The organism is Robertkochia solimangrovi, from assembly GCF_007279655.1.
Lineage (GTDB): Bacteria > Bacteroidota > Bacteroidia > Flavobacteriales > Flavobacteriaceae > Robertkochia > Robertkochia solimangrovi.
The window spans coordinates 678,777-704,925 of sequence record NZ_QKWN01000001.1 but is presented as its reverse complement, the minus strand read 5'-3'; the positions used below and the strand labels follow the sequence as shown (position 1 = coordinate 704,925).

Here is a 26,149-nt window from a genome sequence, read left to right as displayed (position 1 = left end):
TTACTGTTCATTTAATTTAAAAACCCCTGCTGGTATATACCAGCAGGGGTTTTTCATGTTCAAAAGTCAGCTAATACAGTTCCTTTAATTGCGCCAAAAACTCTTCCTTCCTCCTGGTGGATACTTCTATGATAGATTTGTCTTCCATGATCACATAACCTCCCTTTCCTTTTACATACTTTTTGATCTTTTTCAAATTGATAAGATGTGAATAATGGACTCTGAAGAATTGTTCATCCACCAGCATTTCTTCAAAACTCTTAAGAGTCTTCGATACCGTGATCTTCTTTCCGGAGTCGAGGTAGATATCCGTATAGTTCACATCTGCCTGACAACGGATGATCCCACTGATTTCAACAAATTCATACCCCTCGGAAGTAGGTATCGTTATTCTCTTATTTGAGTTAACCCGGGTTAAATTGTGCATGAGAATGTCTAACTTCTGTTCGAGGTATTTTGAAGAAATTTCCCTCTCGTGTTTATCCAGTGCTCTTTTTAAACTTTCAGTTTCGATAGGCTTAAGCAGATAATCCAGTGCACTGAACCTGAATGCCTGTAATGCATAGGTATCATAAGCCGTCGTAAAGATGACATTCATGGATCCCAAAGAAACCCTTTCAATCAGCTCGAATCCGGTGCTGTCACCTATCTGAATATCCAGAAAGATCAGGTCGGGTTGAACTTTTCCGATTAAATCAATCCCTTCCCCTACGGTTTGTGCAAACCCTGCCACCTGTACCGTATTACCAAAAGACTTCAATAATAACTGAAGTTCCTCTATACAATGAATTTCATCATCAATGATCAAAGCTTTTATCATTTCAAAACGCTAAAGTTAGTGGCAATTCGATCTCTACGCGGAGTCCTTCTTCTTTATCGATCACCTTTACCCCTCCATTAGACTCGGTAGCATTTATAATAGCTATCCTGTTAGTGGCGATCTGCATCCCCATCGATCGGTTCATTTCCTTTCTCTTTTCAGGCTTTCTACCCACTCCATTATCATCAACTACATATAACAACGTGTCTTTTCTCTTCCGAACCTCGATGGCGATAACTCCTTTATCCTTTTTATTAGCAATCCCGTGCCAGATACTATTCTCGATGAATGGTTGTAAGATAAGTGGTGGTACCAGCGTATTTTCCGTATCGATCGATTCATCAATGATAAAAATGTGGTCGAATTTATCGGGTAATCGCCTGGATTCGATCTCAAAATAAGTGTTCAGGAGCTCCAGATCCTCCTTCAGGGGAATCAGTTTCTTTTCCGAATTTTCAAGGATCTTTCGGATAAGGCCGGCAAACTTCTTCAGGTAATCACTGGCAGCCTCCCGATTATTTTTAATAAAAAAAGAATTAATAGAATTTAAGGTGTTGAATATAAAATGAGGATTCATCTGAGCCCGAAGCGCCTTCAATTCAGTATCTGCAACCTTTGCCTTAAATTCAGCCTTCTCCTTTTCAGAGATCGCATGAAGCCGGCGTCTGTAAAAAAACATAGCCATGCCTGCCATAAAGAGTAAACTACCCCCTCCGAGTATGGACGCATTCCTTATCGTCTTTTGGCGTTCTATTTCCGCCTTATATAATGCCTGATCCTTCTCTTTTTCAAAGATCAGATCCTTCTTGATCAGCTCCGCTTTTTTCTCCTCATTGATGATACTATCCCTTAATCTAATGTGCTTTCGAAATGCATCCAAAGCCAGTTCGGCCTTGTTCTGCTGTTCATAAACACTACTTAAGGTCTCCCAAGCCAATGATTCCCATTCAACACTTCCATTTTCCTGTGAAAGTTCAATACTTCTGATCAGGGAAAGTTCTGCCTGCTCAAACTGATTTGCATCTCGTAAAAGTTCACCTTTATTTCGTAAAAGTGTACTGAGAATATAACGATTATCGCTTTCTTCCGCAACAGCGATCCCCTGATCCAAATACTGTAAAGCTTGTTCATCCTCATGCATATACTGATAGGTTCGCGCGATATTGTTATAGATAGCTGGAAGATGTTGCGTTATGCTGGCTTTCTCCGCAAGATCAAGGCTTGAAAAGAAGTTTTGTAGCGATCGATCATAATCACCCAGCTCGGTATAGATCGTGGCGATATTGAATAATGCTATAAGTTCATCCTTTTCCGAATTAGCCTCCCTTGCCACTTTCAACAATCGATCATAATACACAAGTGCTTTGTCAAATTCCTTTAGATCTGCATAAATATTTGCTATGTTATTGTAGATACTGGCTTTCAGCAACGCATTCTTTGAACGTTCGCTATACGTAAGTGCCAGGTGCAAGTGATTCAGCGCTTTATCATAGTTTGGCTTATAGTATTCGATGATTCCAGCCTGCCGGTAAGACCTGGCCAAACCTTCATTCCAGTTCAGTGCCTCCGATCGCTCAATAGCTTCCATAGCCAGACTTAAGGAATTATCCAGATCTTTGTAGGCAAGATCCTCCGATAACAACAGTAATGTATTGATTCGAACGGTATCGATGATCTGTCCATTATTCAGAATACGGCGCAGAGAATCAGTGTTTTGCGTTTGCGCAAAGTTGCACGTACAATACCAATAAAACATAAATGCTAAAACCGCTTTCATATCAGAATCGTTAAAAGGCAAAAGCAGGTATTTGCGACCAGATCAAGGTAATTTATTTACCACACTTTTCAAAGACCTTGACACAGAGAATAAATCAACTCCAGCAGTTACTGGTTTCACCTTCCACACCTTCCAAACACTTGTTAATTTTAGGTATAAATCAAATAACATACCTGATCATGAAAACATTTCAGAATCTCGCTATCGCTTCCCTCTTGCTACTGTTAACCGGTTGCTTTGCCGGAATAAAAGATTCCAGTTTTGAAGGCACCTGGAAATGTACTGAAGACACCCATGAGGTTATGAAAATAACCAATATTGGCAAAAACACTTATGAGCTTGATTTTGGAAAGGATGTGGCCTTTTCCGGTGAAGTAAATGATGACGGAGTACTGGTCGTTGAAATGATGGGCAATATTTCCCGCCTTTCGATCGATGGTTCCGGCTTGCATTTTTCCGGAATCCTTGCTCCGTGTAAAGATTATATAAAAGAGTAGAAACCTTTTTAGGTGACCCTGGTGACACTGGTGATACGGGTGACACTGGCGATTTAAAATAGTAATCAATTAAAATAAAAAGTTATGGGATTCATTCTATTAATTATGGGAATTGCTTTGATGGCATTTGGTTTTAAATACAAACCCTTTCCCGCCGGAACAAAAATGAAAGATCTGGAGCCAACCGCTCCCATCAAGATGTGGCTCAAATATGCTTCGATCTTTGCCGGATTAACTTTTGCGGTCTTTGGAACCTTCCTCTCCTGCGCAGGCTGTTCCTAATCGCTCTAATAACCGACTAAAATTTATTACCATGAACGAAATAAGCAATTTTAGACGTGGAATGATGGGCCTTCCCAGAGACCCGAACCAAAGTGCGATCGAATATATAAATGGCAGGAATATCACTGAAAAACCGAATGGTTCCGGAGGACCCGCATTCCTGTTGATCGCAATCTTTATTATTGTTTCACTGGTTCCTTACGCCATTATTTCGCTGATTCCTGCATTGATCATCTTTTTAGTACTTAAAAATAAATTCTGTCTGAAATTTACAGAGACCTATTTAGGGACCTTCTTTTCCACACTAACTTTCAACCTGGGTGTGACCATTACTTTCATCCTTTGCCTCAAACTATTTATAGATCCAGAGGCAAAGGAAACTCCTGCATTAATACCGCCACTAATTTTCATGATCCTGGGCATAACAGGCACTGTCCTCCTGATGGCTTTGATCCTGCATAAAATAATCAGAATAAAGTTCACTCTTGCGTTACGGTACTCGATCTTCCTTGTAATTCCGACCACTATTCTTTATTACACACTCTCTTCGCTTCTTTCAGTGTATCTGTATTTCAAACAGAACCATATTGAACCGCCCTCTCTCAACGAAATAACAGAAATCCTGAAGCAGGTATATTCCTCTTTCTAATGAAGCTTAAAAAACCCTTTACAATACCAGGTCTTCGAAAAGTCGTTCCAGAGTAGCGTCCAGATCATCACTGAACCCCGAATGAGGGCGGGACGTCTGAATACAGGAACTGCGAACTGCCGTCAGCCATCGGAATCGTTCGGCAAGGTCCATCGTTCCTACCCGGCCTCCCTCTTTCTTCCCTTCGGCAATAGATTGAAATGACTGTAAATTTTTTTCCAGTTCCTCCAGCTCGAGTTCCGTGGTAAAGACCCTGATCTTTTCCGGATCAATAAAATACTTTACCTTCAGATATTTCTGCTGTTTACAGTACATCAGAATACCGAGGTTGATGAATTCCTCTCTTTCCACTTTGGGTACCAGCCGAATGACGGCATAATCATATAAGTGCTTTCCGTGCATTTTGGGCTTCGTTTATGAATAATTCTGTATGTGCAAGTCTGATCTTTAAAAACTGAAAATAGACTTCCCTGATCTCCTGAGGTTCCAGTTCAGTCTCCTGCCATTGCAACCAATCATCAGGAATCAATGCCGTGAGTTCGCGCAATACCTCATCGGTGAGTATCTCCTTAAATTTTTGATCTGAATCTGCCAACTTCGATGCTTTTGGCAATAAAACATGATCTTTGATGATGGGAAACGGGGTTGTTGCCTGTTTTTCCCAATTCCCGAAATTATGATGAAAATAAAAGGAAGCGCCATGATCGATGAGCCAGAGTTCCTTGTGCCACATCAGCATATTCGTATTTCGAAAGGAACGATCTACATTGGTGATCAAAGCATCCAGCCATACAATATCCGAAGCCAGGTCCGCATCCACCTCCATGACCAGCGGGTCATAATTAACCGCACCAGACAAAAAATGCAACCCAAGGTTGAGTCCCTCACTGAATTTCAACAGGTCCTGTATCTCTTCATCGCCTTCTGTTCTCCCAAAGGCTTCATCTAAATGCACAAATACCAGTTCAGGCAATTTAAATCCGAGTACACGGGCGATCTCTCCTCCCAGTAATTCTGAGATCAATGCTTTCACCCCGTGACCGGCTCCCCGGAATTTCACCACATATTTAAAATCATCATCAGCCTCTGCCAAAGCCGGCAGCGAACCTCCCTCCCGCAAAGGCAAAATGTAACGCATCACATTCACGGTTCGTAATTCAGGTATACTTCTCATCGAATATTTTCAATAGGAACAAAGATAGAGAATTCAGTGTTGAGTTATAAGTTGTGAGTTGGGGTTTAAGTATTGAACCAGTTTATTCATTCTACAGAGATCACGTCTGCTGGCCCACTTGAAAGTGACGTGCACCTGGCGGTGCTTAGTGTCGATTCTGATCGCTATCGCGAACAGTTCTCCAGTATCGTGGATTGTTTTGCGGGTGCAAAACTCCCTTGAGTGTCCTTATTGCTCGCTATCGCCTGGCTCAACCTATTTAGGTTCGGGCTCGCTTCGCATTATTTTGTTGATGCTTGCGCCACAAATAGAGATAGCCCTAAGTATCATGTTTTCATTAAAATACACTCATGACACCGCTATCAAATACAATTTTGTTACTTTTGCCCGGTTCAAAAAAAGCAAGTTAAATTCAGGGTTGTATCTTTCATACATCGGTTATACGGGTTTTCTTATGGTTTTAAGATCTCGTATACATCCTGATACAAAGCGATGAAGAAATTACTGATATTAATAGTGTTGGTCGGATTTTCGGGAATGGGGCAAACTAAAAAAGCTTCCCCTGCCGATAGTATATACTATACAGAGTTATATCATAAAGCACTGAGTTTTCAGGAAAGCAATCTCGACTCTTCGCTCTATTACTACAATGAACTGAACAAATTCCTAACGGATAAAAAATACAATCAACGGCGTTATCGTATCCTGCTGGAAATCGGGAACCTCTATATCAACAAAGGTCTCATCGACCGCGCTATGGACACCTATCTGAAGATTCTGGAAGAAGCGGAAAAAGCAGATGATCTTCTTTATAAACTCTATGCAGAGATCAGCATTGCAGGGATTTATCTGGAAAGTAAGGATTATCAGAAAGCCCTGGATCAATACCAAACGATTCAGGAAGGACATCCGATCCTCGATTCCACCGACCAAACATTGCGCCCATTTTGTGTGATATACAATAACGTGGGGATCGCCAATGAAAACCTGGGAAATTATGAAGAAGCGGAAAAGTTCTATCGTGAAAGTATTGCGCTGTCTAACAAGGTCTCAGAACAATACCTGATGGCCAACGCCATCAGCAATATGGGGTCACTGAGAATGAAGATGGGCGACTACGATCAGGCATTGATATGGCATGAGAAGGCGCTGGAACTTCGTGAAAAGGCTAATCTGGCTTCCGGGATCTGTCAATCTCTTTCTCATATCGGAACCACCTATCTCGCGTTAAATAATACCGCCAAAGCTGAAGAATATCTGGTTAAGGCCCTGCATTTATCAGAAGAGCTGGGTTCTGCCAAACAAACCCTGGATGCATCCATCGCATTGAAAGGGATCTATCAGGAAAACGAAGCATTCAGGGAAGCCTTCGAAATGCAGGAAAAAGAAATGGCTGCACGAAATGAACTTTTGAACGAAGAAAGTGTCAAGAACCAGGAACGACTAAAAGCGAACTATGAATATGAACTGGAAAAGAAGATCGAGGAAGAAGATCAGAAATTCAGGGAAACCGTTTACCAGTTTGCCTTTGCTTCTCTTGCACTATTGCTGATTATCGCATTTACCTTGTTCCTGCTTCAAAAAAGTAAGACGCGCCAAACTCAACTTCTTAACGAGAACATTCAAAAAGAGAAGAAACTTCTGCACAAGGAACTCGATTATAAGAATAAGAAACTGATGTCGAATCTGATGTTCCTTCTGGAAAAGAACGAACTCATTTCCAGCCTCACCAAAAGTCTTCGCAAAACAAGAACGATGACTAAGGTGCAAAGCGATAAGCTGATCGCCGACACCCTGAGCAATCTCAACCATCACCTGAATCATCAGACCTGGGAAGAGTTCGATCTGTACTTTCAGGAAGTCCATTCTGAATTCTACTCCAAGCTCGCGGCAGACTATCAGCTTACCCCCAATGAACTGAAATTAGCGGCCTTTACAAAATTGAATCTATCCTCCAAGGAGATCTCCTCACTGACCGGTCAAAGTGTTCGTACTATTGACGTAGGAAGGTATCGTTTACGTAAGAAACTCAACATCACCAACTCCGAGATCAACCTCACCACCTTCTTAAACAGCTTTTAAACCAAGTAACTGTTTTTTAGCATTTTAATCTTAATTGTATAGATATAGTAACGGCCTCAAAAGCCGATGTATAGTTTTTGTGACCTCATATTTAATGATAAAGCAACAATAAGATCTTTTTTTGGCAACACTAATAACAGGTCTTCGTTGTTGGGGGCCAAAAACTGTAATCCAATGAAAAAACTATTACTAATGTTCTTCCTGCTGCCGTTGGCTATTTCCATCGGTCATGCTCAGGAAGAATCCGGGGTGCAAACCACAGCTGCCCCTTTTCTTCTGATCATTCCGGATGCGCGTAGTGCGGGGATGGGTGATCTGGGAGTTGCCACCTCTACCGATGCGAATTCGCAATTCTACAATGCAGCAAAATATGCATTCATGGAAGGAGATATGTCGATCGGACTTAATTACACTCCCTGGATGAGAAGTCTGTCCAAGGACGTATTTATGGGGAGTTTATCTTTCGCTAAAAGGATCAACCACAGAAGTACCTGGGGAGTTGGTTTGCGATATTTCTCTATGGGATCGATCAATCTTTACGATGCCGGAGGGAACAGCATGGGAAGTGAAAACCCATATGAACTTGCTTTAGACGGATCCTATTCGCTTAAACTCAGCGAACATTTCGCTATGGCAGTTTCCGGAAGATATGTTCGTTCCGACTATGCGATCAGCCAGGAAAATTCAAACATCAAAACCATCAACACTTTTGTAGTGGATGTGGGAGCATTCTATCAATCGGATACGCAGGTAATTGGTGACATGATGGGAATCTGGCGTGCCGGTATATCGCTTAGCAATATCGGTTCCAATGTTGAGATCGTAGAAGGTTCTGAAAAAATACAGATGCCTACCAACCTTAAACTGGGAACCGGATATGAATTCCTGCTCAATGCAGATAATTCTGTTACCGCTAATGCAGAGATCAGTTCCATACTCGTTTCCAACAATGATTTTGGAAGCCTTATCTATGCGGTAGGTGCTGAATACAAATACAGAAATGTTTTCGCTCTGCGTACCGGTTATTTTCATGAAGATGAAGATTATGGTAACAGGCAATATGCAACTGTTGGTGGAGGAATCTCTTTCAGGAACGCAAATCTCGATCTGTCTTACCTGATCAATACCTCGAATGTGAATAGTCCACTGGAAAACACCCTGCGCTTTTCACTGACCTTCGAGTTCGGAAACACCCCCAACACTCCTGTCATAGAAAGCACTACTGCTTCAAAATAAACAATGGGAAAGGTGAGAAAGGACAATGTTGATAATTGGCTGGAGAAGAACGCTTCTCAGCGTAAGGCACTGAAGTCGATGCTAAAATCACTTCAGCAAAATGAAACACCACCAGAAACTACCGAATTGAATAATGAAACCAGAAATACAAAAACAAATAAATTTATGACGAAAATTACTCAGCTATTTAAAAAACTGGGCGTCCTGACCCTACTTCTGTGGTTGGCCGGTTCTTTAAATATAATGGCTCAGGAATTCGTTCCCGGCAAGATTCGGGTTAAGGTTAAACCGAATTCCGTCGAATTAGTAGCCAACGGCTTAAAAAAATCGAAAAAGGGAGGTCAGTTGAAGACCAGCCTTACCAGCTTAGACCTGGTGAATGCTAAATTCTCCGCTACGGAAATGCATCGTGTATTCCCACATGCCGGAAGGAATGAAGCTAAACATATGCAATACGGACTCCATCTTTGGTATGAGATCGACGTAACCAGTGAAGCCGATGTTCAGGCTGTTGCGCGTGAATATCACAATAACGAATACATCGATATGTCGGAACCCATACGAACCAAGATATTAGACTATGACGGAGTTGAAGAAGCTAAATTGCCTGCTGCAAGTGCACTTCCGATGACTACGAATGACCCGTATCTTGCCGATCAGTGGCACCTGAAAAATGACGGAACACTGCCAAACTCGGTAGCAGGTTCAGATATCAACGTTTTTCCGGCATGGGATATTACTGCAGGTACACCAAACGTTGTCGTGGCAATTGTAGACGGTGGTATCGATACCAAACACGAAGATCTTATCCCTTCACTATGGGTAAATGATGCGGAATTGAACGGTGAACCCGGAGTGGATGATGATTTCAACGGATATATCGATGACATCCATGGCTATAATTTCGCAGAACAAAAAGGAGAAATCACCGCACATGATCACGGTACTCACGTTGCCGGAACTGTTGCAGCCGCCAATAATAATGGAAAAGGAGTTGCCGGAGTTGCCGGTGGTACCGGAAACGGTGACGGAGCACGCTTGTTATCTGCCCAGGTTTTCAGTAATAACGGATCAGGTAATTTTGCAGCTGCTATCGTATACGGTGCAGATAACGGTGCGGTGATCTCCCAAAACTCCTGGGGATATCAATCAGCAGGTTATTATGAGCAATCAGTACTTGACGCGATCGATTACTTTATCGCAGAAGCAGGTAATTATCCCGGAAGCCCGATGAAAGGTGGGGTGGTATTCTTCGCAGCCGGAAACAACGGTAATGACAGTATGCATTATCCAGGATATTATGAGGCACCTATCACCATTGCCTCCACGGGAGCTGCATATAAAAAAGCGGTTTATTCGAATTATGGTACCTGGGTTGATCTTAGTACAACCGGAGGTAATGCCGCAGAAGGATCAAAAAATCAGGTATTGAGTACTATGCCGGGTAACCGTTATGGATATATGCAGGGTACCTCTATGGCAACTCCACATGCATCTGGTGTAGCAGCATTGATCGTTTCCAAATACGGTTCTTCTACTTTTACCAATGAAGACCTGAAAAGAAGAATCCTTTCCGGAGTAAGAAATATCGATATACACAATCCAACTTATGAAGGTAAGATGGGAGTTGGTTTTATGGATGCCTATCTTGCATTAAAACCCAATGATAATACCGCTCCGAACACCATTAACGACCTGGCACTGTTGGGTGCATCACAGGATTTTGCAACCCTTAGTTTTAGTGTTCCGGCGGATAGCGGGGATGATACTCCTTATGAATACAAATTATCATGGTCAGTGAATGCAGATCTGTCTGCTCCACAATCTATGTCCTTTAAGAATGGTTTCATGGCTGCCGGAGAGCACGAAGAAATCACCATTGAGGGACTGGAATTTGAAACGACCTATTTCTTCACGATTATTGCTGTTGACCGATGGGGAAATGAATCCGCAGTGTCGAATATTGTGGAAGCAACAACTAACAGTGGTCCGGACATCACCGCCGATAAGAACAGTATTTCTGTTTCAATGGATGTGGCAACTTCCACTGAAGCTATGGAATCACTAAAGATCATCAACCAGGATACCGGTATTCTTAATTGGAAAACAGAGACCAGAGAAGTGTCTGCTTCTGCTTCTGCCACCAGTATAGCACTTCCTGCTGCTGGAACCATCAAATCTGTATCTCAGCTAAAAGTTGAAAAGCAAAATATTGAACTGGCTGAAAAATTCGCCACTTCTGGTGCAGCACCCAATGCATGGGAAGCTTCCGAAAAAAGTCATTATTACGTAGGAACGACCTATGTCATCGGTGAGGTGGATACCACCATGACCAATTCCTCTGCAACCAAATTTGTAGTGGATGATCCGGAAGGATTTAATCTTACTTATGTTAATGCGTTTATGAATCTGGATCAGGAAGACGGTCCTGCCGTTCTTGAGATCTACAAGGGTGAAAAGATCACCAAAGAGAACCTGATCTATACCGATAATAGATTCAATGCCTATTCTGAGAATGACACCAGAAACTATTCGGTTAACTTACTGGAACACCTGTTCTTCAAAAAAGGTGAATCTTTCTGGGTAGTATTCCACACCCCTGCCGGAAACTTATATCCACTGGGGATGTCTTATGAGAACAGTCCGGAAGGATCAGATTATTGTATGATGAGCTTTGACCTGGGTAAGACCTGGGTGCCACTTGCCGGTGCTGTAGAAAATGAAAACTTTGCATGGAATGTTAAAGTAGCCAGTAAGGTGAGTCCGATGCACGAGTATATGACACTTTCTCCTTCAGAAGGAAGTATCTACGGATTGGGTGAAACAGACGTTGACATCGCAGTTGACGGAAGTGAACTCATCAACGGAACCTATAAATCAAATATCGTAATCAGTTCGAATGATGCGGATACACCGTTATACAGGGTTCCGGCTACGGTAACCGTTTCCGGACATAAACCAGAGATCACCACTAATAGTATTCTGGATTTCGGAAGCGTATTCAACGGATTAACCTCGACTAAGGAAATGACGATCTATAATACTGGTTACGGAAGATTCCGTACCAAAACGATCGTCTCTTCAGATCCTCAATTCACAGTGAACACTTCCGTTTACTCCCTGAACGTGGCAGCTAAATCGGAATCTGCGATTTCCCTGACCTTCACCCCTGACGGAACCGGAAATAAAAATGCGGTGATCACCATGACCAGCTATAACGGAGATGTTCATAAATTTAATGTATTTGGTGTAGGTACTGAAGCTGCGGAGATCGCAGTTGCCCCAACCGTGGTAAACTTTGAAAACATAATGGTTGGAGATAATGCAGAAGCCAGTGTTACTATCACCAATAACGGGCAATACCCATTACAATATGGTTTCCCTGCGTATACGAATGACGTTAGTCATATAGAAAACTTGCCAGCCAATGTGCAGCGTTTCCCGTATACCATGGAATCAATGCCTTATGATACCTATGTATTCCAGGATATCACCGCCGATGGTACTGATATTACCGAATTCTTCAAATCCTCTACATTGAACGAATTCTATAATGTGGATCTTGGTTTTGATTTCCCGTTTTATGGGAAATCCGTTAACGCTATCAATATTACCAAAAGAGGATTACTGACCTTAGGAGAGGATGGCAGCTTTAATTCAACTTCCACCTACCATGGAAGTCATATGCCGGATGGTTATATCGCAGCCATGATCAAGGAATTTGCATTTTCACTGGGTGGAAGTGTTCATTTCAAAAGAGAATTGGGTAAACTGATCGTTCAGTACACCGGAGTTCGCCATGCCAATGACAACCAAAGTGTAAGTATGACCTTCCAGATCGAGATCTATAGCAATGGAGATATCAAATTCATCTATGATAAGTTCGATGGAATGTATGCATATCAATTGAATTCTATTTACAGCGCCATTGAAAATGAAGCGAAGAATGACGGCGTACTTGTAAATTCGAACTATGATAAGGTGTATCTTCCAATGGCTGCTAAACAGATCGTACATATTCACAGTCCGGGTCTTGGACTGATCAAAGAAGTAGTGGATGCCAAAGGAATGATCCAGCCAGGAGAATCAAAAGATATCATGATCAGCCTGGATGGTGAAAAGTTAATTGAAGGTACCCACAAGGAATACCTTTCCGTACTTTCCAATGATCCATTCAACAGCTCACTGCCCATAGAGATTAATATCGATGTTGTAGGAGGTGGAGTTTCTGAACTGGTTTTAAGTGAAAAAGCAGTAGACCTGGGTGAAGTATTCCAAATGGCAACTGTAAAAGGAATCGTAGGTCTTAAGAATAATGGTTCAAAACAGATCGATCTTAGCGATGTTAGCTTTACCAATGGTCAGCTTACTCACACTGCAGAAACAAGTCTGACTCTTGAGCCCAATCAAACCCTTTTCATTCCGTATACACTTAATACAGAAAATACAGGTTCTATATCCGATATCCTTGTGATTACAGATGGTGAAGGAGGTACCTATGAAGTGAATTTTACCGGAACGATCATCGATGCTCCGGCTATCGAAGTAGTTGAGACATCTTATAGCGAGTCTATGGAACCCGGTCAGCAGATCGTTAAACCATTTGAAGTACACAATACAGGTAAAGCAACGCTGGAATATGCGATCGCTGCCACTGAACACGTGACTATTGGTGAACCGGCTACCACTGCTTCCGTGGAAGATTTCACCTATGTTTACAGGTCAACCTATGATGATACGATGAAACCATCACACCAATGGATCAAACTTACTGAAGAAGACAAGGTTGAATTCCATTTGGCAGACGGTATAAACTGGGAGGTGATCGAACTTCCGTTCGAATTCGAGTTCTACCAGGAAAAATACAGCAAGCTTTGGATGGGTACACAGGGCGTTTTGAGTTTTGATGAGATCGAAGACAAATCGCTTTCTTTCTTTGTGCCACCGATGGTTCCACAAGAGGATACCTTCAATAACTTCATCGCACCTTATTTTGCTGCCGGTGGACCGCTTACCAGCAACCCTGAAGATACCTGGGGACGTTATATGAAAGCGTTCGACGATAAGGTAGTATTTGAATGGAGAGGTTATATCAACATTTTCGGAATTGGTGGGGTATACAGTGCTCAGGCCATCCTGTATAAGAACGGAAAGATCAAGTTTCAGTATAAAAATGATCCGAGCCAACCGATCCGAGCCTTCTACGGACTCGTAGGGATTGAGAACAAAGAAGGAACCGAAGGTCTTCAGATCGCTCATTATCAGGAATACATCAATAACGGTGTCGCTATTGATATCTATCCGGCGAAAAAGGAAACCCTGGAACCTGGAGAATCCAGAAGTTATGACCTTACTTTTAACACAGAAGGCGTGAATTCAGGAGTATATGAAGAATCTTTAAAGGTTTTCAATAATTCTCCATTAACTCCTGAAGTGATCGTGCCAATCGATCTTGAGGTTACCGGTGAGCCTGCCCTAACTTTCAACCCTGAGGTTATCGAACTTGGCGAGAAAATAGTAGAACCCGGTGCGTCTTATGCTACTGAATTTTCATTCATCAACAGTGGAACCAAAACAATGACGGTTCAGAATCTGAGAATGGAAGATGGAAGTACTGCAGTGATCGAACATTTAGTCTATAACTTCCGATGGGGGTGGCAATGGACAACAATTCGTTCGACTGACAGCTTTATCGTAGAACCAGGATTTGAATCTAAATCATTCCGACTAACGATCACTCCTGCAGAAGCGAATGAAGCGTATGTAAATAAGGTGCTTGCAGATACTGATTTCGGAACCACTGAAGAACTACTGATCAATGCGGTCTTCAAATTACCGCCATCGTTCACTGTGAACGAGGAAGAAATCTTCCATTTGGCATTCAATAATGACCTTTATGCTCATACACTAAATCTGGGTAATCTCGAAGGAGAATCTCCTTTACAATATGCGATCAGCATGAATTATCTACGTGAAGACGTAGTACCTGCAGCCGTACCAAATAGTGCAAAAGGAGCATCCGTTCTTTTAAAACAGCAATTGAATGTTGCTCCGAATCTGGGAGTTGCACCATTCAACACCGATTTTGCAAACGTACTGTCACATGACAATGCGGTTACCCCATATACATCGGTAGGGTACAATGGTCAGGATGAACTGATCACTGCAACAGAATTCATCGCCCCTGAAAGTGGTTTCAACCTTTCACATGTACAAACCTGGTATGTTTCAGGATCCTGGCTGAACTCAGATATCAATATTGAAATTCGTGTTGGTGACAATGTAGAAAATGCTGATGTGCTGTATTCCGAAACGCTTAATTACACGATTCAAAGCGAGATTCAGGGAGGAGAACTCATTACCCTGGAGCTCAGCGAAACCGTAGAATTACAGCCTTATGAGCGCTTTTACGTGGTGATCACGCATCCACTGGGTGCGACGTTCCCTCAGGGGGTAGCTAAAGTTGATGAGCACATACTGAACAGATTTAAATTCCTTTCTGGCGGACTTTGGTTCGATATTAAGGACGCTGGAATGTCTGAATACGGTTGGATGGTTCGTGCAGCAGAAGTAACCGCTGCAGAAAAGAACTGGATCTCCATCGACGGTGGATATGAAGGAGAAATCGCAGTGGCGGGCACGCTGGATCTGGATGTTATTTTGAATCCGGCAAGAGCTTCCATGCCTACTAACAAAGGAAACATTATCATTTCTACGAATGACCCTTACAATGCTCTTGTAAGTATTCCGGTAACCCTGGAGATCAATCAGGCACCGGTATTGGAAAAAGAGCATCTTTATACAGTAAATGAAGCAGAAACGCTGAACATTTCTATTATGACCAGCGATCATGAAGCCGATATGGTAACCGGAGCAACTTTGATCTCAGAGGACGAAAAAGCCAGCCTGAGCTTTGATAACGGGGTAGTCAACTTTATCTATACACCGGATTACGAAGACAGCGGCATCCATAGCTTTGATATATCTCTTGAAGATGAATATGGAATTGAAGGTGTATCGACCATAACAGTAGAGGTGATCGATGTGAACAGAGCTCCGGAAGTAATGGAGATCGAAACGCAGTATCTAAACCTTTATACCGGTTCATATAATCTGATCTGGGAAGATGTATTCAGCGATCCTGATGGAGATCAGGTAAAGTACGCTGCTTCCGTATCTGAGAATGGTGTAACCAGTCTGTTTTTCAATGAAAACTCCATGCTGGTGAAACCGATGTCGCTAGGTGAATCAACCGTTACGATCACCGGTACCGATGCCAGAGGAGGATCAATTACTACTTCTTTCAATGTGGTTGTAATCGGTATTGTAAGCAGTGATGACGAATTGGATAGCAGCTGGCAGGTTCATCCGAACCCTGTTGAAGACATCATGTACCTGAAAATGTACAATCCAGTTCTTGAAAAGATAAACATCAAGATCTATAATTCTCTGGGAGTACTTGTTAAAGTAGCTCAGTCAGAAGGCTCCGACAATATGATCGAAGTCCCTGTTTCTGAAGTGAATCCTGGTGTTTACTATGTGGAATTAACCACGGCCAATGCTAAATCGGTTAAGAAGATCATCAAGAAATAAGTATTTCTAACCCTAATTTTCAAACCCCCGGCTCGGAAGAGTCGGGGGTTTTTATTTTCATCCTTTACAGGGATTTTCCCTATAGAAATCAGAAGCCAGACCCGATCATAACTATTGTAAATTTAAAATTATTGTAATATCTTCATTACCTGATAGTTCCACTTCCCCCCATTGCCTCCAAACGATTAAATTAAAGTGATCAGATACCCCTTTATCTGTTTTTGCAGCATTTAATTTTAAACAACCTAACCCTTGAATTATATGAAACGTTTACTGTTAAGTTTACCAATGATTGCCCTTACCCTTTTGTTTTATCAGTGTAAAGAAGCCAAAGGAAAGGAGAGCACCGATGCACTGGAGGCTTCCGTGATCAGTAATGAGGCACTTATTAAAAAAGGTGAATACCTGGTGACGAGCATTGGTTGCGCCGATTGTCACACCCCCAAAAAAATGACCGATCATGGTCCGGAACCGGATATGGATCGCTGGATGATGGGATACCCTTCCGGTGACAGTCTTCCCAAGATTGATAAAGACGAAATTACTCCTGGAAAATGGTTGCTGTTCAACAACGACCTAACCGCTGCAGTGGGTCCGTGGGGAATCTCCTTTGCAGCGAATCTTACTCCCGATGAGACCGGACTCAAATACTGGAAATTCGAAAACTTCAAAAGAGCGATTCGCGAAGGCAAGTTTAAAGGACTGGAAAACAGCCGACCGCTGCTACCTCCGATGCCCTGGGAAAACTACCGAAACCTCAACGACGATGATCTTCTGGCGATGTTCACCTATCTCCAAAGCATTAAACCGATTGACAATATCGTACCGAACTTTGTACCCGCAGCGGAGATAAAATAAATCATAATTAAGGGGCGTTTTAAAACGCCCTTCACTTTTCCTAACTCTTAAAAAGCTCTAAATTTCGAGTTCTAAGTCGATCATAGATGATATTTCCTATTTTTGAGTTACCTAAACTTTATAATCCATGAACTTCAGCGCCCGCCTGCTTCTGATTTTCCTTTGGATAGCCTTCGGCTGCCAACGACAGCAGGAAGAACCTATCCATAGCCAATCAAAAGAATATTTACTCAGTCAGTATTATTTTCAACAGGCAGACTCTCTTAAAAAACATAAAAACTGGCGGGAAGCTCTGGAGCAAAATACCATGGCGTTAAGCCTGTCTATACCTGATACGTCAAAACCTGACATTCTGATGCAACGCATGGCTTTACAGAATAAAATGTATCCCAGAGATTCAGCGATAGCTACTGCACACACCATGGAAGAACTGGCAATTTCCATAATGGATACAAATGCATATATGGAGTCGTGTTACCGACTTTCATACTATTATCAAAAACTCGGTAATAATAACGAAGCGCTGAAATACGGAATTGAAGGCATCCGCAAAGCGGAAGAAATTAAAGACAGTTTAAAAATTGCGAAGTTCTCATTAAATCTCGGAAATCTTTTGAATGATCTCTCGAATTATCCTGAAGCCGAAAAAGTAGCTATAACCGCCTTGCCTTATACCACTAACGATAGAACCAAAGCAGCCTTCTACAATATTCTGGCCAATTCAAGCAGTGAGCAGGAAGATTACCGGGAAAAAATATATTGGTTGCAACAAGCCAAAAATTTAGAAATAAAATCTTTTGACGAAGTTATTCTCCGCAATAATTGGGCAATGGGACAATGGAGACTGGGTAATAAACAAAAGGCACTCGATGAACTCAGTGAATTGGTGGAAACCACCGATTGGAAAAGTAATGACTTTGATAACACTTCTGCTTCCAAAGTTCTGGAAGAAAAAGCAAGAATACTTGCCAACCTCGGACTCATACGAATGGAAACAGGAATGGGTGGCGCCCTTCCTTTATATCAACAGGCACAACATATTTTTGATTCTCTAAAGAGCAAAGGAAACCTCAGCTGGATCAATCTTAGAATGGCCAATTATTATAGGAACAATCCCTCCAGAGCAATGAATCTTGGAAAGAATGCCCTGTCATACGCCGAAGCCACCGGAAATATCAATGAACAATTGAACGCACTGAAATTCCTGACGGAAATTGCAAATGATCCCCGTACCTATGCGCTCCGTCATCAAAAACTATCTGATAGTATCAATAAGGTACAATTACTCGCTCGTAACGCCTATGCTCGTTATATTTTCGAGGTGAATCAGACTCGTGAAAAGAATCAGGTGTTACTGGCAGAAACCGAACTGCAAAAAACAGAACTGCAACGCAGCAGACTTCAGAAAATAAGCCTGACCATTATAATTTTTCTGCTGCTCTCCGGGAGTTTTATGGGCTACCGTCTCCAGAAAACCCGTAATCTCATCGAAAAGATCCGAGAGGTTAATTCTACGGAAAACAAGATCGCAAAACGCATACACGACGAACTGGCTAATGACCTCTACAAGGTGATGGTGGCTACCGAAACAAGCCACTGGGAGGTAACCAGCGATAAAGAAAAATTATTAAATAATCTGGAAGACCTCTATCAACGTACCCGTAAAATCTCAAAGGATAATGCCTCCATACCAACGGGCACAAACTTCTTACCTGCCTTAAAAGAACTATTACAGGAATTTAATGGTAACACGATTCGTATTCTTGTTAAAGGGTTGCATCAAACCACCATCCCTGTGGAGGAGGACAAGCAGATATGCCTGTACCGTGTGCTGCAGGAATTGCTGGTAAACACCATGAAACACAGCAAGGCATCACTGGTTATGATCGATTTTAAACGGGAAGGCAAAACCATTACTATACAATACCATGATAATGGCAAAGGCGCTGACATGAGTGCTGTTTCAAAAGGAAGTGGTATTTCAAATACGGAAACCCGTATAAAAGCAATCAAAGGATCCATTAGTTTTGAATCTAAAACCGGCAAAGGATTTCATACACAGATCAAAATACCGATATAAGATTTAAGAATATGAGTAAAAAAATACTAATCGCTGAAGATATTGACAGTATAGGGGAAGGGATCGCGTTGCTATTGGAAAAAGAACTGCAAGCTGAGATTCATCAGGCTCGCTATTGTGAAGAGGCTTATCTAAAGATCCGGCGTGCTATGTTAGAAGAGCAACCCTTCGATTTGCTCATTACCGATCTATCCTTTAAAAAAGATCAGCGCACGAGTGACCTGCAAAACGGAAACGACCTGCTTGCAAAATTAAAGAGTGAAAACATCACTTTAAATTCAATCATGTATTCTATTGAAGATCGCCCTGTAAAGATCCGTTCCTTCTTCAATGACCTTGACCTGGATGGGTATGTGATCAAAGGCAGAAGAAGTGTAAAGCAGTTGATGGAAGCAGTAGCGCAGGTATACCAAGGTGATAAAGTTTATCCGGCAGGCATTCATCCCGAAGCAACGGACAACAAACTACTCGAAATAGACGAATATGATATTGCTCTGCTCTCTGAACTCGCCAATGGATTTTCTCAGGAAGAGATCGCTGAAAAATTCAAAAACCAGGGAATCCGCCCTGCCAGTCTCAGCAGTATTGAAAAAAGACTCAATCATCTTAAGATCTTTTTTAATGTTCGAAACACCATCCAGCTAATTGCAAATGCAAAGGATTTGGGGATCGTATAATTTATTCGGGTTCGTTCAAGATATACTTTTCTATAATATAGGGAGTGATTGCCTTTAAACTCTTTTGCGTTTCCGGGTGCAGTCCATACGTCGTAAAATACTCATAGTTCCCACCTATTCCTTTACCATACCAAATAATTGGTTTCTTCTTTTCATCAAAGAATACCGTAGTAGCATCAGCTTCAATTTTTTTCATATGGTTGAATAAAAAATCCCTGTAGGGGATAATTTTATTTGCCAAATCAGGATGTAAACTGAGATCACAATCTATAAGCTCATATTGTGTTACATTCCAGTACATACAGTCAGTTTCGTTAGATCCACTCTTAACTATACTAATCCCAAGGGCACCCAATAAAATCAAACTAATAACCGAAAAAAGCATTCGTTCCAAAGTGCGATTGCCAGTGTGCTTTATATCTTCATACTCGACCGGGTTAATTTGATTGATACTTTCTTTGGATCCAACAAAAGCCTCATAATTTTCATAGCCCAGGTATTGGGAAAGCACATTCAGTAATTCACTTTTCGGTGAATTTGCAGCTGCTTCTTTTCCTAAAATGTATTGATCGTGATATCGAACCAGCGTTTTCTGGGTTACCGGATAATTTAACTCCTCTTCCAAATAATCACAAACGATTCCAGACAAACCATTCTTGGTATCCTTCCCGGAATCCTCTCTAGCTTTTTTAAAAACTTCCTCGAACAACTCTTTGATCATATTCGTAATAGTTAGGTCCTTAAAAGTAACACTTCTACCCTGATAGACAAAAGTTTCCACGATACAGACATTCTTTTCCAGGGTTTGTCTATGTATGTCCATGAGTTCATGCCTTGATTTGCCATGACTTTAAACGATAAGTCAAAACGATACATGTATTGCAGGCTTGAGAATATCCGGAATACCGGGAAGTAATTTCCGGATAGTACTCAGCCAAAACACTTCCTGCAAGAGCTCAACATGCTCTACCTGCATTATGCGGTGAAAACCACCGCCAGGAATTTTCATACTAAAACATCAACAAATGAAAAAGTTAATTTTTGTATTCGTTTTAATGGCTTCGTTCAACTCTTTAACTTCCTGTACTACAGAATCTGTAAGCGAACAGGATGCATTGTACAACGCCCAGGCAGATGGCGATAGCGGTGAGAATGGAACTTTGGAATCAGACCCCGATGAGGACGATGGGAATTGATTCGATTCCGTATTCGTTAAACTTAAAAGCCGGGTTTGCCCGGCTTTTCTTTTTTATAAAAATTCCATGAGGGTATCCGTAAATAATTCTTTCGAAAGAATTGTATATTTAAACCCACTCAAACAGCAATAAAAAAAGTGTTATAGTTAATAATAGTCGTAGAAATTGAAAATTTCAATATTGATGAACAAAGCTTTCCTGCTACTAATTTCCTCCCTACTTGCCCTTAGTTATAGCGGTAATTTCTATTCTATTACTACGGCAAACAATAATACCGTTACCCAGCATAAACCTACTAAATATCTATATGAATATTTCCCGATTAAAAAATTTGTAGATGGCGACACATTTTGGATCGACAACGGAACCGAAAAAGGAGAAAAGATTCGTCTCATCGGAATCGATGCCCCTGAATCCCGAAATATGTTTAACATCAAAAAAGAGGCTTTTGGCACGGAAGCTTCCGAATACATAAAACAACTCTTACAAGGTAAAAAAGTCAGACTGGAATATGATGTTGATAAATATGATCGCTACGGTCGTACCCTTGCCTATGCTTATCTGGAGGATGGAACCTTTCTTAATGCACATTTAGTTGAAAACGGATATGCGATGGCATATACGGTACCTCCGAATGTGAAATATGCAGCGTTGTTTATTGAAATGCAAAGAAATGCTCGAGAAAATAAAGCCGGGCTTTGGTCTGGTAACTAAGTTATCAATTTTCTTCCCTTTCCAGACCTATGCTTTTAATACCCTAAAAGAATTTCGATGTAACCCTATGCAAATAATTATTCCACTTCCAACTTCCCTTTGATCGAAATCAATAAAAGCCATACCCAAAAAGCTTATTATCAACTTTTTATAGTATATTTAAAATTCTCCCCCTCCTACATTCCAACCACTAATACCTGACTGCGATGAAAAAATTTATCTGTTTTATCTTGCTCGCCATTGTTTTGGCTTCCTGTAAGAATGAATCTGCACCCTCAATTTCTTCTCAAAATGAACGTTTTGCTCTACTTCGCGATACTACCGTTAAAGTCTATGACTCCTTGCTCGTGATGAAACTCCCTATCGATAAAGGAGTGAAAATCTGGAACCCTGGAGTGCTTACCAACGGACCTGATAACCGTATCTTTGGAGCTAACCTAACCGGCGAGATTTATAGTCTTGAAGATACAGATGGTGACGGAATCGAGGATAAGGCATTGCTTTTTTGTAATGTTGCAGCAGATGGATTTCGAACTCCCGCAGGTATGGTCTTTAAAGATCATGATCTCTATGTCGGACTCTCTTCCCAGATCCGGGTCTACCGGGATACCGACCGGGACTTCGTAGCTGACACCAGTTTTGTATTCTTTGATCAGATTCCCTATAGTGATCATCCCTATGAATGGACCTCCGGACTTTGTTTCGATCAGGAGGGTTGGCTCTATTTTGTACTGACCACCGACTCCTGGAATCCCGGGGCTAGTCCAGATCCCGAGAAGGTCAGAGGAAGCCTGATGCGCATCTCACCGGATGGGAAAACCTTTGAACGTCTGGCTACAGGCCTGCGTTCCGCACATGGTATGGGCTTTAATAAAGCCGGTGAACTTTATTTCGTGGATAATCAGGGAGGACAAAATCCGGGAGAAGAGCTGAACCGATATGTCAAAGACGGATTCTATGGACATAACACCACAAAATATGGTGAACAGGAAGTCATACCGGTAGTAAGTTATCTCGAAACGGAGGTTGCTCCTTCAGATCTGATCTTCAGAAATGAAAATGAACAGGAATCCCTTTATGTCGCTTTTTACGGCCCGGGGGAATACTGGGAAAGAGGAGGTATTGCCCGCGTCGAAATCAACACTGGTGATGACGGTAAGGAAACAGTTTCCGAATACTTACTCACCGACCTGCCTAAAGTATCAAACATCGCATTTTCCCAGGAAGGTCATTTATATGCTTCGCGGGTAGGGGTTACCGATTACTGGTATCAAAAGACCGATACAGCTGATGGTGCTATCTATAAGATCATCAAAGCCCCATGGATCACTCCTGATATTCCCGAAAATAAAAGGCTCGCCGCAGCCCTCGATAACAACCGCATTGAAGTAGGAAGAAAATTATTCAATACCCGCGCTTGTTTTGCCTGTCATTCTCTCGATGGAACTACAGAAATGCTGGGTCCTGATTTGAAGAATATCGGACTTTTCTACAACCGTGAGGAATTACTGGAAGAGATCAAATTCCCTTCCAAACGTATTAAACCCGGTTCTTTTGCCTCAAAGATCACCATGGAGAACGGAGAAGTGCAATTAGGAAGAGTCATAACTCAAAATGAGGAGGAGCTACAACTAATGCTGGTGGGAAACCAGATCAAGAAGATTCCCGTCAATGAAATCGAATCGACCGAGTTATATTCGGAATCAATGATGTATACCGGACTCCTGGAAGATCTTACGGAGGAAGAAATCAATTCCCTGCTGGATTTTCTGATCTCAAATTCCAAATAACGCATCCTCAACAAGAATTCGAAGAGAGAGAAACCAACGTTAGCAAAAACAGATGAAAGGTGACCATTTTTAAGTATATTGTCACGGTAAATCCGACCTATGAAACGAGTGCTTGTCAGGTACCGAAACAGTGCATTACGGAAATTTATTCGAAAACACGAGAAATACGCTCCGATACTCTTCTTCATCGGGGGATTCATCTTTGATTCGCTGACCTTGGGAAGAATTGATCGCACCTATGATCTGGTCATGCTTTCCATTCATATGTCATTGCTGAGTATAACACTCTATCTGTATAACCGCGCTGATGACGGTCGCTGGAACGGAACGATCCTGGAACGCCCTCAGGAATATTTCCCCCTCGCCATCCAGTTCTTTTTCGGAGGACTTTCAAGTGCCTATGTGATCTATTTTTCACGTAGTGTATCACTCTCTAAGACAGCCGCCTTCTTTGTAATACTTGTCGGCTTATTTCTGGCGAATGAATTTCTTAAGAAAAGAATCTCCAATAAATATTTACAGTTCAGTATCTATTCCTTTATAAGTTTCACCTTCTTTACGTTCATGATCCCGGTATTTATCAAACAGATGAATGCAACTATCTTTTTAATATCCGGGGCCGTGAGTTTGTTATGCACCATGGTTTTAATCCTATGTGTTTACGGGATGAGTCCGAGTACCCGGGCTGAAATTCATCTGGGAAAGCTACTCGGATTGGTGATCTCTATCTATCTCGTTATATTTGGCTTCTACCATTTAAAGCTAATCCCTCCTGTTCCTTTGGCACTGGATACCGGACTCGCTGCACATAATATCACCGTTGAAAACGGCAAATACCTCGTCACCTATGAACGAGACGAACCCTATGTTTTCTGGAGAGATCATCGATCACAATTTATATACAAACCGGGAGAGAGTGTTTATGTTTTCTCCTCAGTATTCGCTCCCACCGCTTTAAAGAAATCTATCAAGCATCGCTGGCAATGGGAAAATGAAAAAACCGGAGAATGGGAAGTGCTGGATGAGATCAGCTTTGATATCACCGGGGGAAGAGATCATGGCTATCGTGGTTACACCCTGAAAAACAACGTTAGAACCGGTAAATGGAAAGTCGATGTACTCACCGATGATGAATTGATACTCGGGAGTATTAAATTTGAGATCATCCTCGATCCTTCAAAACAACCCAAGCGACTTACTACCAGAAAGATATAAACTCTCATAACGCTTTCATCTATATTGATCGTTTCGTTAACGGGAAATTTATTGGCAGGTATACAGAAAAATCCTTCTTCATCGCTTTTGTTTTTTACATATTTGTAGCCCTAAACGAAAATCCAAATCCATGAATACGAAATCTATGCTGAGAAATTCAGTTTTCTCGCTATGTTTTATGATTATAACTTTCACTTCTTTTGCCCAATCCGATTATGCGCCCGGCTATGTAATCTTCAATGATGGTAGTAAACAGGATTGTCTGATCAAGGATAGCGAATGGAAGTATAATCCTGCAAGTTTTAAATATAAACCCGATGAGCGATATAATCCAATCACCGGAAATCTTGATAATGTACAGGAATTTGGGATCCCCGGTAAATTCAAATATCAAAGAGCTTCAATAGATCTGGATGTGTCTTCCGATGAAATCGAAGCGCTCAGCTATTCCAAATTACCCGAATATAAATACAGCACGGTCTTTCTCAAGGTGAATATCGAAGGGAAAGCCACACTCTACTCATACCGAACCGGTAAGTATCTTCGTTTCTTCTTCAATTCCGATAATGGAGAAATTCAACCTTTGGTTTACAAAAAATACAAGGTAACGAACAGCACTCTAGGTGAAAATATACAATTCAGACAACAACTCCTGAATACACTGCAATGCGAATCACTGAAAAAATCAACCCTTGAAAATGTTACGTACGCAGAACGATCTTTGGAGAAAGTCTTTCAAAAATACAATGCGTGCAACGGTGTTACCTATACCGATTACTCTGAATCCAGAAAATCCGGAGAATTCCATCTTTCAGTACTGGCTAATGCAAACCTTACCGGGTTAAAGGTGAACAGAGGTTTCCAAACTCAGAATACCACCACTGAACTGGACAACACTATCACTCCTTCATTAGGTGTAGAGCTTGAATACGCAGTTCCTTTTAATAATTACAGATGGGCTATTAATTTTAGACCTTCCCTTAACTTTTACAAAGGGAAACGGACTATGGAAGAAAGTCAAAATCTTTATGGAGATCTGAATGCAGAATTCACCTATATAGAATGGGTGATAGCCCTTAAGTATTATTTTATGAGAAAGGAAAAATTTCAATTATACGCAATGGCAGGAGGTTCCATGGATTCCTATTTAAAGGCAGACGTATCCTATTATTCAGGCCCGGAGCCAAATCCTAATCCATGGTTTAGTAAAGAAAATCTGGAGATTATATCCTCTCTAAACTTTGCAGTTGGCTTTAATTACAGGGATTTTCTTTTCAGTATTATGATAAGACCGAAAAAAGCGATCAACGGAAACAACGAGATACCCAGAGACTTTCTATTGAACTGGGAAGGTGAAAAAACTATGACTACCTTCTCTGTGGGATATCGATTCTTTTAGTTTTAAAAAATTCCCGAATCAGTGTTATACGCAATATGAGAATGATTTCAGGCGTTCTCAATCAATGATTTAACATCTGATTCGGGTTCTTACACAACATTTTAGAGATC

At 41.5% G+C, this 26,149-nt stretch carries 19 protein-coding genes; 14 read left to right on the top strand and 5 right to left on the bottom strand.

The features are described from left to right. Positions 1-70: 70 nt before the first annotated feature. Together DMZ48_RS03015 and DMZ48_RS03010 are read right to left on the bottom strand one after the other, a co-directional pair. The gene (locus DMZ48_RS03015) at positions 71-820 is read right to left on the bottom strand and encodes a LytR/AlgR family response regulator transcription factor (protein WP_143953608.1); all 750 of its coding nucleotides are present in this window, start codon (positions 818-820) and stop codon (positions 71-73) included. A 1-nt stretch (position 821) separates the two neighbouring features. Next, on the bottom strand, positions 822-2,597 hold the full coding sequence (locus tag DMZ48_RS03010) for a tetratricopeptide repeat-containing sensor histidine kinase (protein ID WP_143953607.1): 1,776 nt from the start codon (positions 2,595-2,597) through the stop codon (positions 822-824). Between the two features lie 179 nt (positions 2,598-2,776). Here DMZ48_RS03010 and DMZ48_RS03005 point away from each other — a divergent pair, with 179 nt between their 5' ends. From DMZ48_RS03005 to DMZ48_RS02995, 3 genes are all read left to right on the top strand, one after another. Then, the gene (locus DMZ48_RS03005) at positions 2,777-3,094 is read left to right on the top strand and encodes a hypothetical protein (protein WP_143953606.1); all 318 of its coding nucleotides are present in this window, start codon (positions 2,777-2,779) and stop codon (positions 3,092-3,094) included. An 84-nt stretch (positions 3,095-3,178) separates the two neighbouring features. Further along, the gene (locus DMZ48_RS03000) at positions 3,179-3,376 is read left to right on the top strand and encodes a hypothetical protein (protein ID WP_143953605.1); all 198 of its coding nucleotides are present in this window, start codon (positions 3,179-3,181) and stop codon (positions 3,374-3,376) included. 31 nt (positions 3,377-3,407) lie between these two features. Further along, entirely contained in the window at positions 3,408-4,025 is a 618-nt protein-coding gene (locus DMZ48_RS02995) for a hypothetical protein (RefSeq protein ID WP_143953604.1), read from the top strand. A gap of 18 nt (positions 4,026-4,043) precedes the next feature. On the opposite strand, the gene DMZ48_RS02990 is transcribed toward DMZ48_RS02995, so the two are convergent. Next, on the bottom strand, positions 4,044-4,427 hold the full coding sequence (locus DMZ48_RS02990) for a DUF3037 domain-containing protein (protein ID WP_143953603.1): 384 nt from the start codon (positions 4,425-4,427) through the stop codon (positions 4,044-4,046). After that, positions 4,405-5,199: a HipA family kinase gene (locus tag DMZ48_RS02985; RefSeq protein ID WP_143953602.1), complete on the bottom strand. Its 795-nt coding sequence runs from the start codon at positions 5,197-5,199 to the stop codon at positions 4,405-4,407. Before DMZ48_RS02985 ends, DMZ48_RS02990 begins: the two co-directional genes overlap by 23 nt. Before the next feature lie 492 nt (positions 5,200-5,691). On the opposite strand from DMZ48_RS02985, the gene DMZ48_RS02980 reads away from it, so the two are divergent. From DMZ48_RS02980 to DMZ48_RS02955, 6 genes are all read left to right on the top strand, one after another. Then, positions 5,692-7,281, top strand: a complete 1,590-nt coding sequence (locus tag DMZ48_RS02980) for a tetratricopeptide repeat protein (protein ID WP_143953601.1) — start codon at positions 5,692-5,694, stop codon at positions 7,279-7,281. A 174-nt stretch (positions 7,282-7,455) separates the two neighbouring features. Further along, positions 7,456-8,517, top strand: coding sequence for a type IX secretion system outer membrane channel protein PorV (gene porV / locus DMZ48_RS02975; RefSeq protein ID WP_143953600.1), 1,062 nt, complete (start codon positions 7,456-7,458; stop codon positions 8,515-8,517). 3 nt (positions 8,518-8,520) lie between these two features. Further along, positions 8,521-16,110, top strand: a complete 7,590-nt coding sequence (locus tag DMZ48_RS02970) for a S8 family serine peptidase (RefSeq protein WP_143953599.1) — start codon at positions 8,521-8,523, stop codon at positions 16,108-16,110. Between the two features lie 261 nt (positions 16,111-16,371). Further along, positions 16,372-16,968 carry a diheme cytochrome c-553 gene (locus DMZ48_RS02965; RefSeq protein WP_143953598.1) on the top strand — a complete coding sequence of 199 codons (597 nt, stop codon included), beginning with the start codon at positions 16,372-16,374 and terminating at the stop codon, positions 16,966-16,968. Between the two features lie 127 nt (positions 16,969-17,095). Further along, positions 17,096-19,048, top strand: coding sequence for a tetratricopeptide repeat-containing sensor histidine kinase (locus DMZ48_RS02960; protein ID WP_143953597.1), 1,953 nt, complete (start codon positions 17,096-17,098; stop codon positions 19,046-19,048). An 11-nt stretch (positions 19,049-19,059) separates the two neighbouring features. After that, the gene (locus DMZ48_RS02955) at positions 19,060-19,725 is read left to right on the top strand and encodes a response regulator (RefSeq protein ID WP_143953596.1); all 666 of its coding nucleotides are present in this window, start codon (positions 19,060-19,062) and stop codon (positions 19,723-19,725) included. A 1-nt stretch (position 19,726) separates the two neighbouring features. Here the strand turns inward: DMZ48_RS02955 and DMZ48_RS02950 are convergent, their stop codons facing one another. Continuing rightward, positions 19,727-20,548 carry a hypothetical protein gene (locus tag DMZ48_RS02950; RefSeq protein WP_143953595.1) on the bottom strand — a complete coding sequence of 274 codons (822 nt, stop codon included), beginning with the start codon at positions 20,546-20,548 and terminating at the stop codon, positions 19,727-19,729. Positions 20,549-20,750: 202 nt separating this feature from the next. On the opposite strand from DMZ48_RS02950, the gene DMZ48_RS18495 reads away from it, so the two are divergent. The 5 genes from DMZ48_RS18495 (at position 20,751) to DMZ48_RS02930 (ending at position 26,039) form a co-directional block, all read left to right on the top strand. After that, positions 20,751-20,921, top strand: a complete 171-nt coding sequence (locus tag DMZ48_RS18495; RefSeq protein WP_162558635.1) for a hypothetical protein — start codon at positions 20,751-20,753, stop codon at positions 20,919-20,921. A gap of 183 nt (positions 20,922-21,104) precedes the next feature. Further along, entirely contained in the window at positions 21,105-21,635 is a 531-nt protein-coding gene (locus tag DMZ48_RS02945) for a thermonuclease family protein (RefSeq protein ID WP_143953594.1), read from the top strand. 206 nt (positions 21,636-21,841) lie between these two features. Continuing rightward, the gene (locus tag DMZ48_RS02940) at positions 21,842-23,425 is read left to right on the top strand and encodes a DUF7133 domain-containing protein (protein ID WP_143953593.1); all 1,584 of its coding nucleotides are present in this window, start codon (positions 21,842-21,844) and stop codon (positions 23,423-23,425) included. A 99-nt stretch (positions 23,426-23,524) separates the two neighbouring features. After that, the gene (locus DMZ48_RS02935) at positions 23,525-24,640 is read left to right on the top strand and encodes a DUF2914 domain-containing protein (protein WP_143953592.1); all 1,116 of its coding nucleotides are present in this window, start codon (positions 23,525-23,527) and stop codon (positions 24,638-24,640) included. 130 nt (positions 24,641-24,770) lie between these two features. Further along, positions 24,771-26,039 carry a hypothetical protein gene (locus tag DMZ48_RS02930; protein ID WP_143953591.1) on the top strand — a complete coding sequence of 423 codons (1,269 nt, stop codon included), beginning with the start codon at positions 24,771-24,773 and terminating at the stop codon, positions 26,037-26,039. Positions 26,040-26,149: the final 110 nt, after the last annotated feature.

What these genes read in the sequence shown, in the direction of transcription:
- DMZ48_RS03015 (WP_143953608.1), bottom strand. Translation starts at nt 820, where the DNA reads ATGATAAAAGCTTTGATCATTGATGATGAAATTCATTGTATAGAGGAA.
- DMZ48_RS03010 (WP_143953607.1), bottom strand. Translation starts at nt 2,597, where the DNA reads ATGAAAGCGGTTTTAGCATTTATGTTTTATTGGTATTGTACGTGCAAC.
- DMZ48_RS03005 (WP_143953606.1), top strand. Translation starts at nt 2,777, where the DNA reads ATGAAAACATTTCAGAATCTCGCTATCGCTTCCCTCTTGCTACTGTTA.
- DMZ48_RS03000 (WP_143953605.1), top strand. Translation starts at nt 3,179, where the DNA reads ATGGGATTCATTCTATTAATTATGGGAATTGCTTTGATGGCATTTGGT.
- DMZ48_RS02995 (WP_143953604.1), top strand. Translation starts at nt 3,408, where the DNA reads ATGAACGAAATAAGCAATTTTAGACGTGGAATGATGGGCCTTCCCAGA.
- DMZ48_RS02990 (WP_143953603.1), bottom strand. Translation starts at nt 4,427, where the DNA reads ATGCACGGAAAGCACTTATATGATTATGCCGTCATTCGGCTGGTACCC.
- DMZ48_RS02985 (WP_143953602.1), bottom strand. Translation starts at nt 5,199, where the DNA reads ATGAGAAGTATACCTGAATTACGAACCGTGAATGTGATGCGTTACATT.
- DMZ48_RS02980 (WP_143953601.1), top strand. Translation starts at nt 5,692, where the DNA reads ATGAAGAAATTACTGATATTAATAGTGTTGGTCGGATTTTCGGGAATG.
- porV (WP_143953600.1), top strand. Translation starts at nt 7,456, where the DNA reads ATGAAAAAACTATTACTAATGTTCTTCCTGCTGCCGTTGGCTATTTCC.
- DMZ48_RS02970 (WP_143953599.1), top strand. Translation starts at nt 8,521, where the DNA reads ATGGGAAAGGTGAGAAAGGACAATGTTGATAATTGGCTGGAGAAGAAC.
- DMZ48_RS02965 (WP_143953598.1), top strand. Translation starts at nt 16,372, where the DNA reads ATGAAACGTTTACTGTTAAGTTTACCAATGATTGCCCTTACCCTTTTG.
- DMZ48_RS02960 (WP_143953597.1), top strand. Translation starts at nt 17,096, where the DNA reads ATGAACTTCAGCGCCCGCCTGCTTCTGATTTTCCTTTGGATAGCCTTC.
- DMZ48_RS02955 (WP_143953596.1), top strand. Translation starts at nt 19,060, where the DNA reads ATGAGTAAAAAAATACTAATCGCTGAAGATATTGACAGTATAGGGGAA.
- DMZ48_RS02950 (WP_143953595.1), bottom strand. Translation starts at nt 20,548, where the DNA reads ATGGACATACATAGACAAACCCTGGAAAAGAATGTCTGTATCGTGGAA.
- DMZ48_RS18495 (WP_162558635.1), top strand. Translation starts at nt 20,751, where the DNA reads ATGAAAAAGTTAATTTTTGTATTCGTTTTAATGGCTTCGTTCAACTCT.
- DMZ48_RS02945 (WP_143953594.1), top strand. Translation starts at nt 21,105, where the DNA reads ATGAACAAAGCTTTCCTGCTACTAATTTCCTCCCTACTTGCCCTTAGT.
- DMZ48_RS02940 (WP_143953593.1), top strand. Translation starts at nt 21,842, where the DNA reads ATGAAAAAATTTATCTGTTTTATCTTGCTCGCCATTGTTTTGGCTTCC.
- DMZ48_RS02935 (WP_143953592.1), top strand. Translation starts at nt 23,525, where the DNA reads ATGAAACGAGTGCTTGTCAGGTACCGAAACAGTGCATTACGGAAATTT.
- DMZ48_RS02930 (WP_143953591.1), top strand. Translation starts at nt 24,771, where the DNA reads ATGAATACGAAATCTATGCTGAGAAATTCAGTTTTCTCGCTATGTTTT.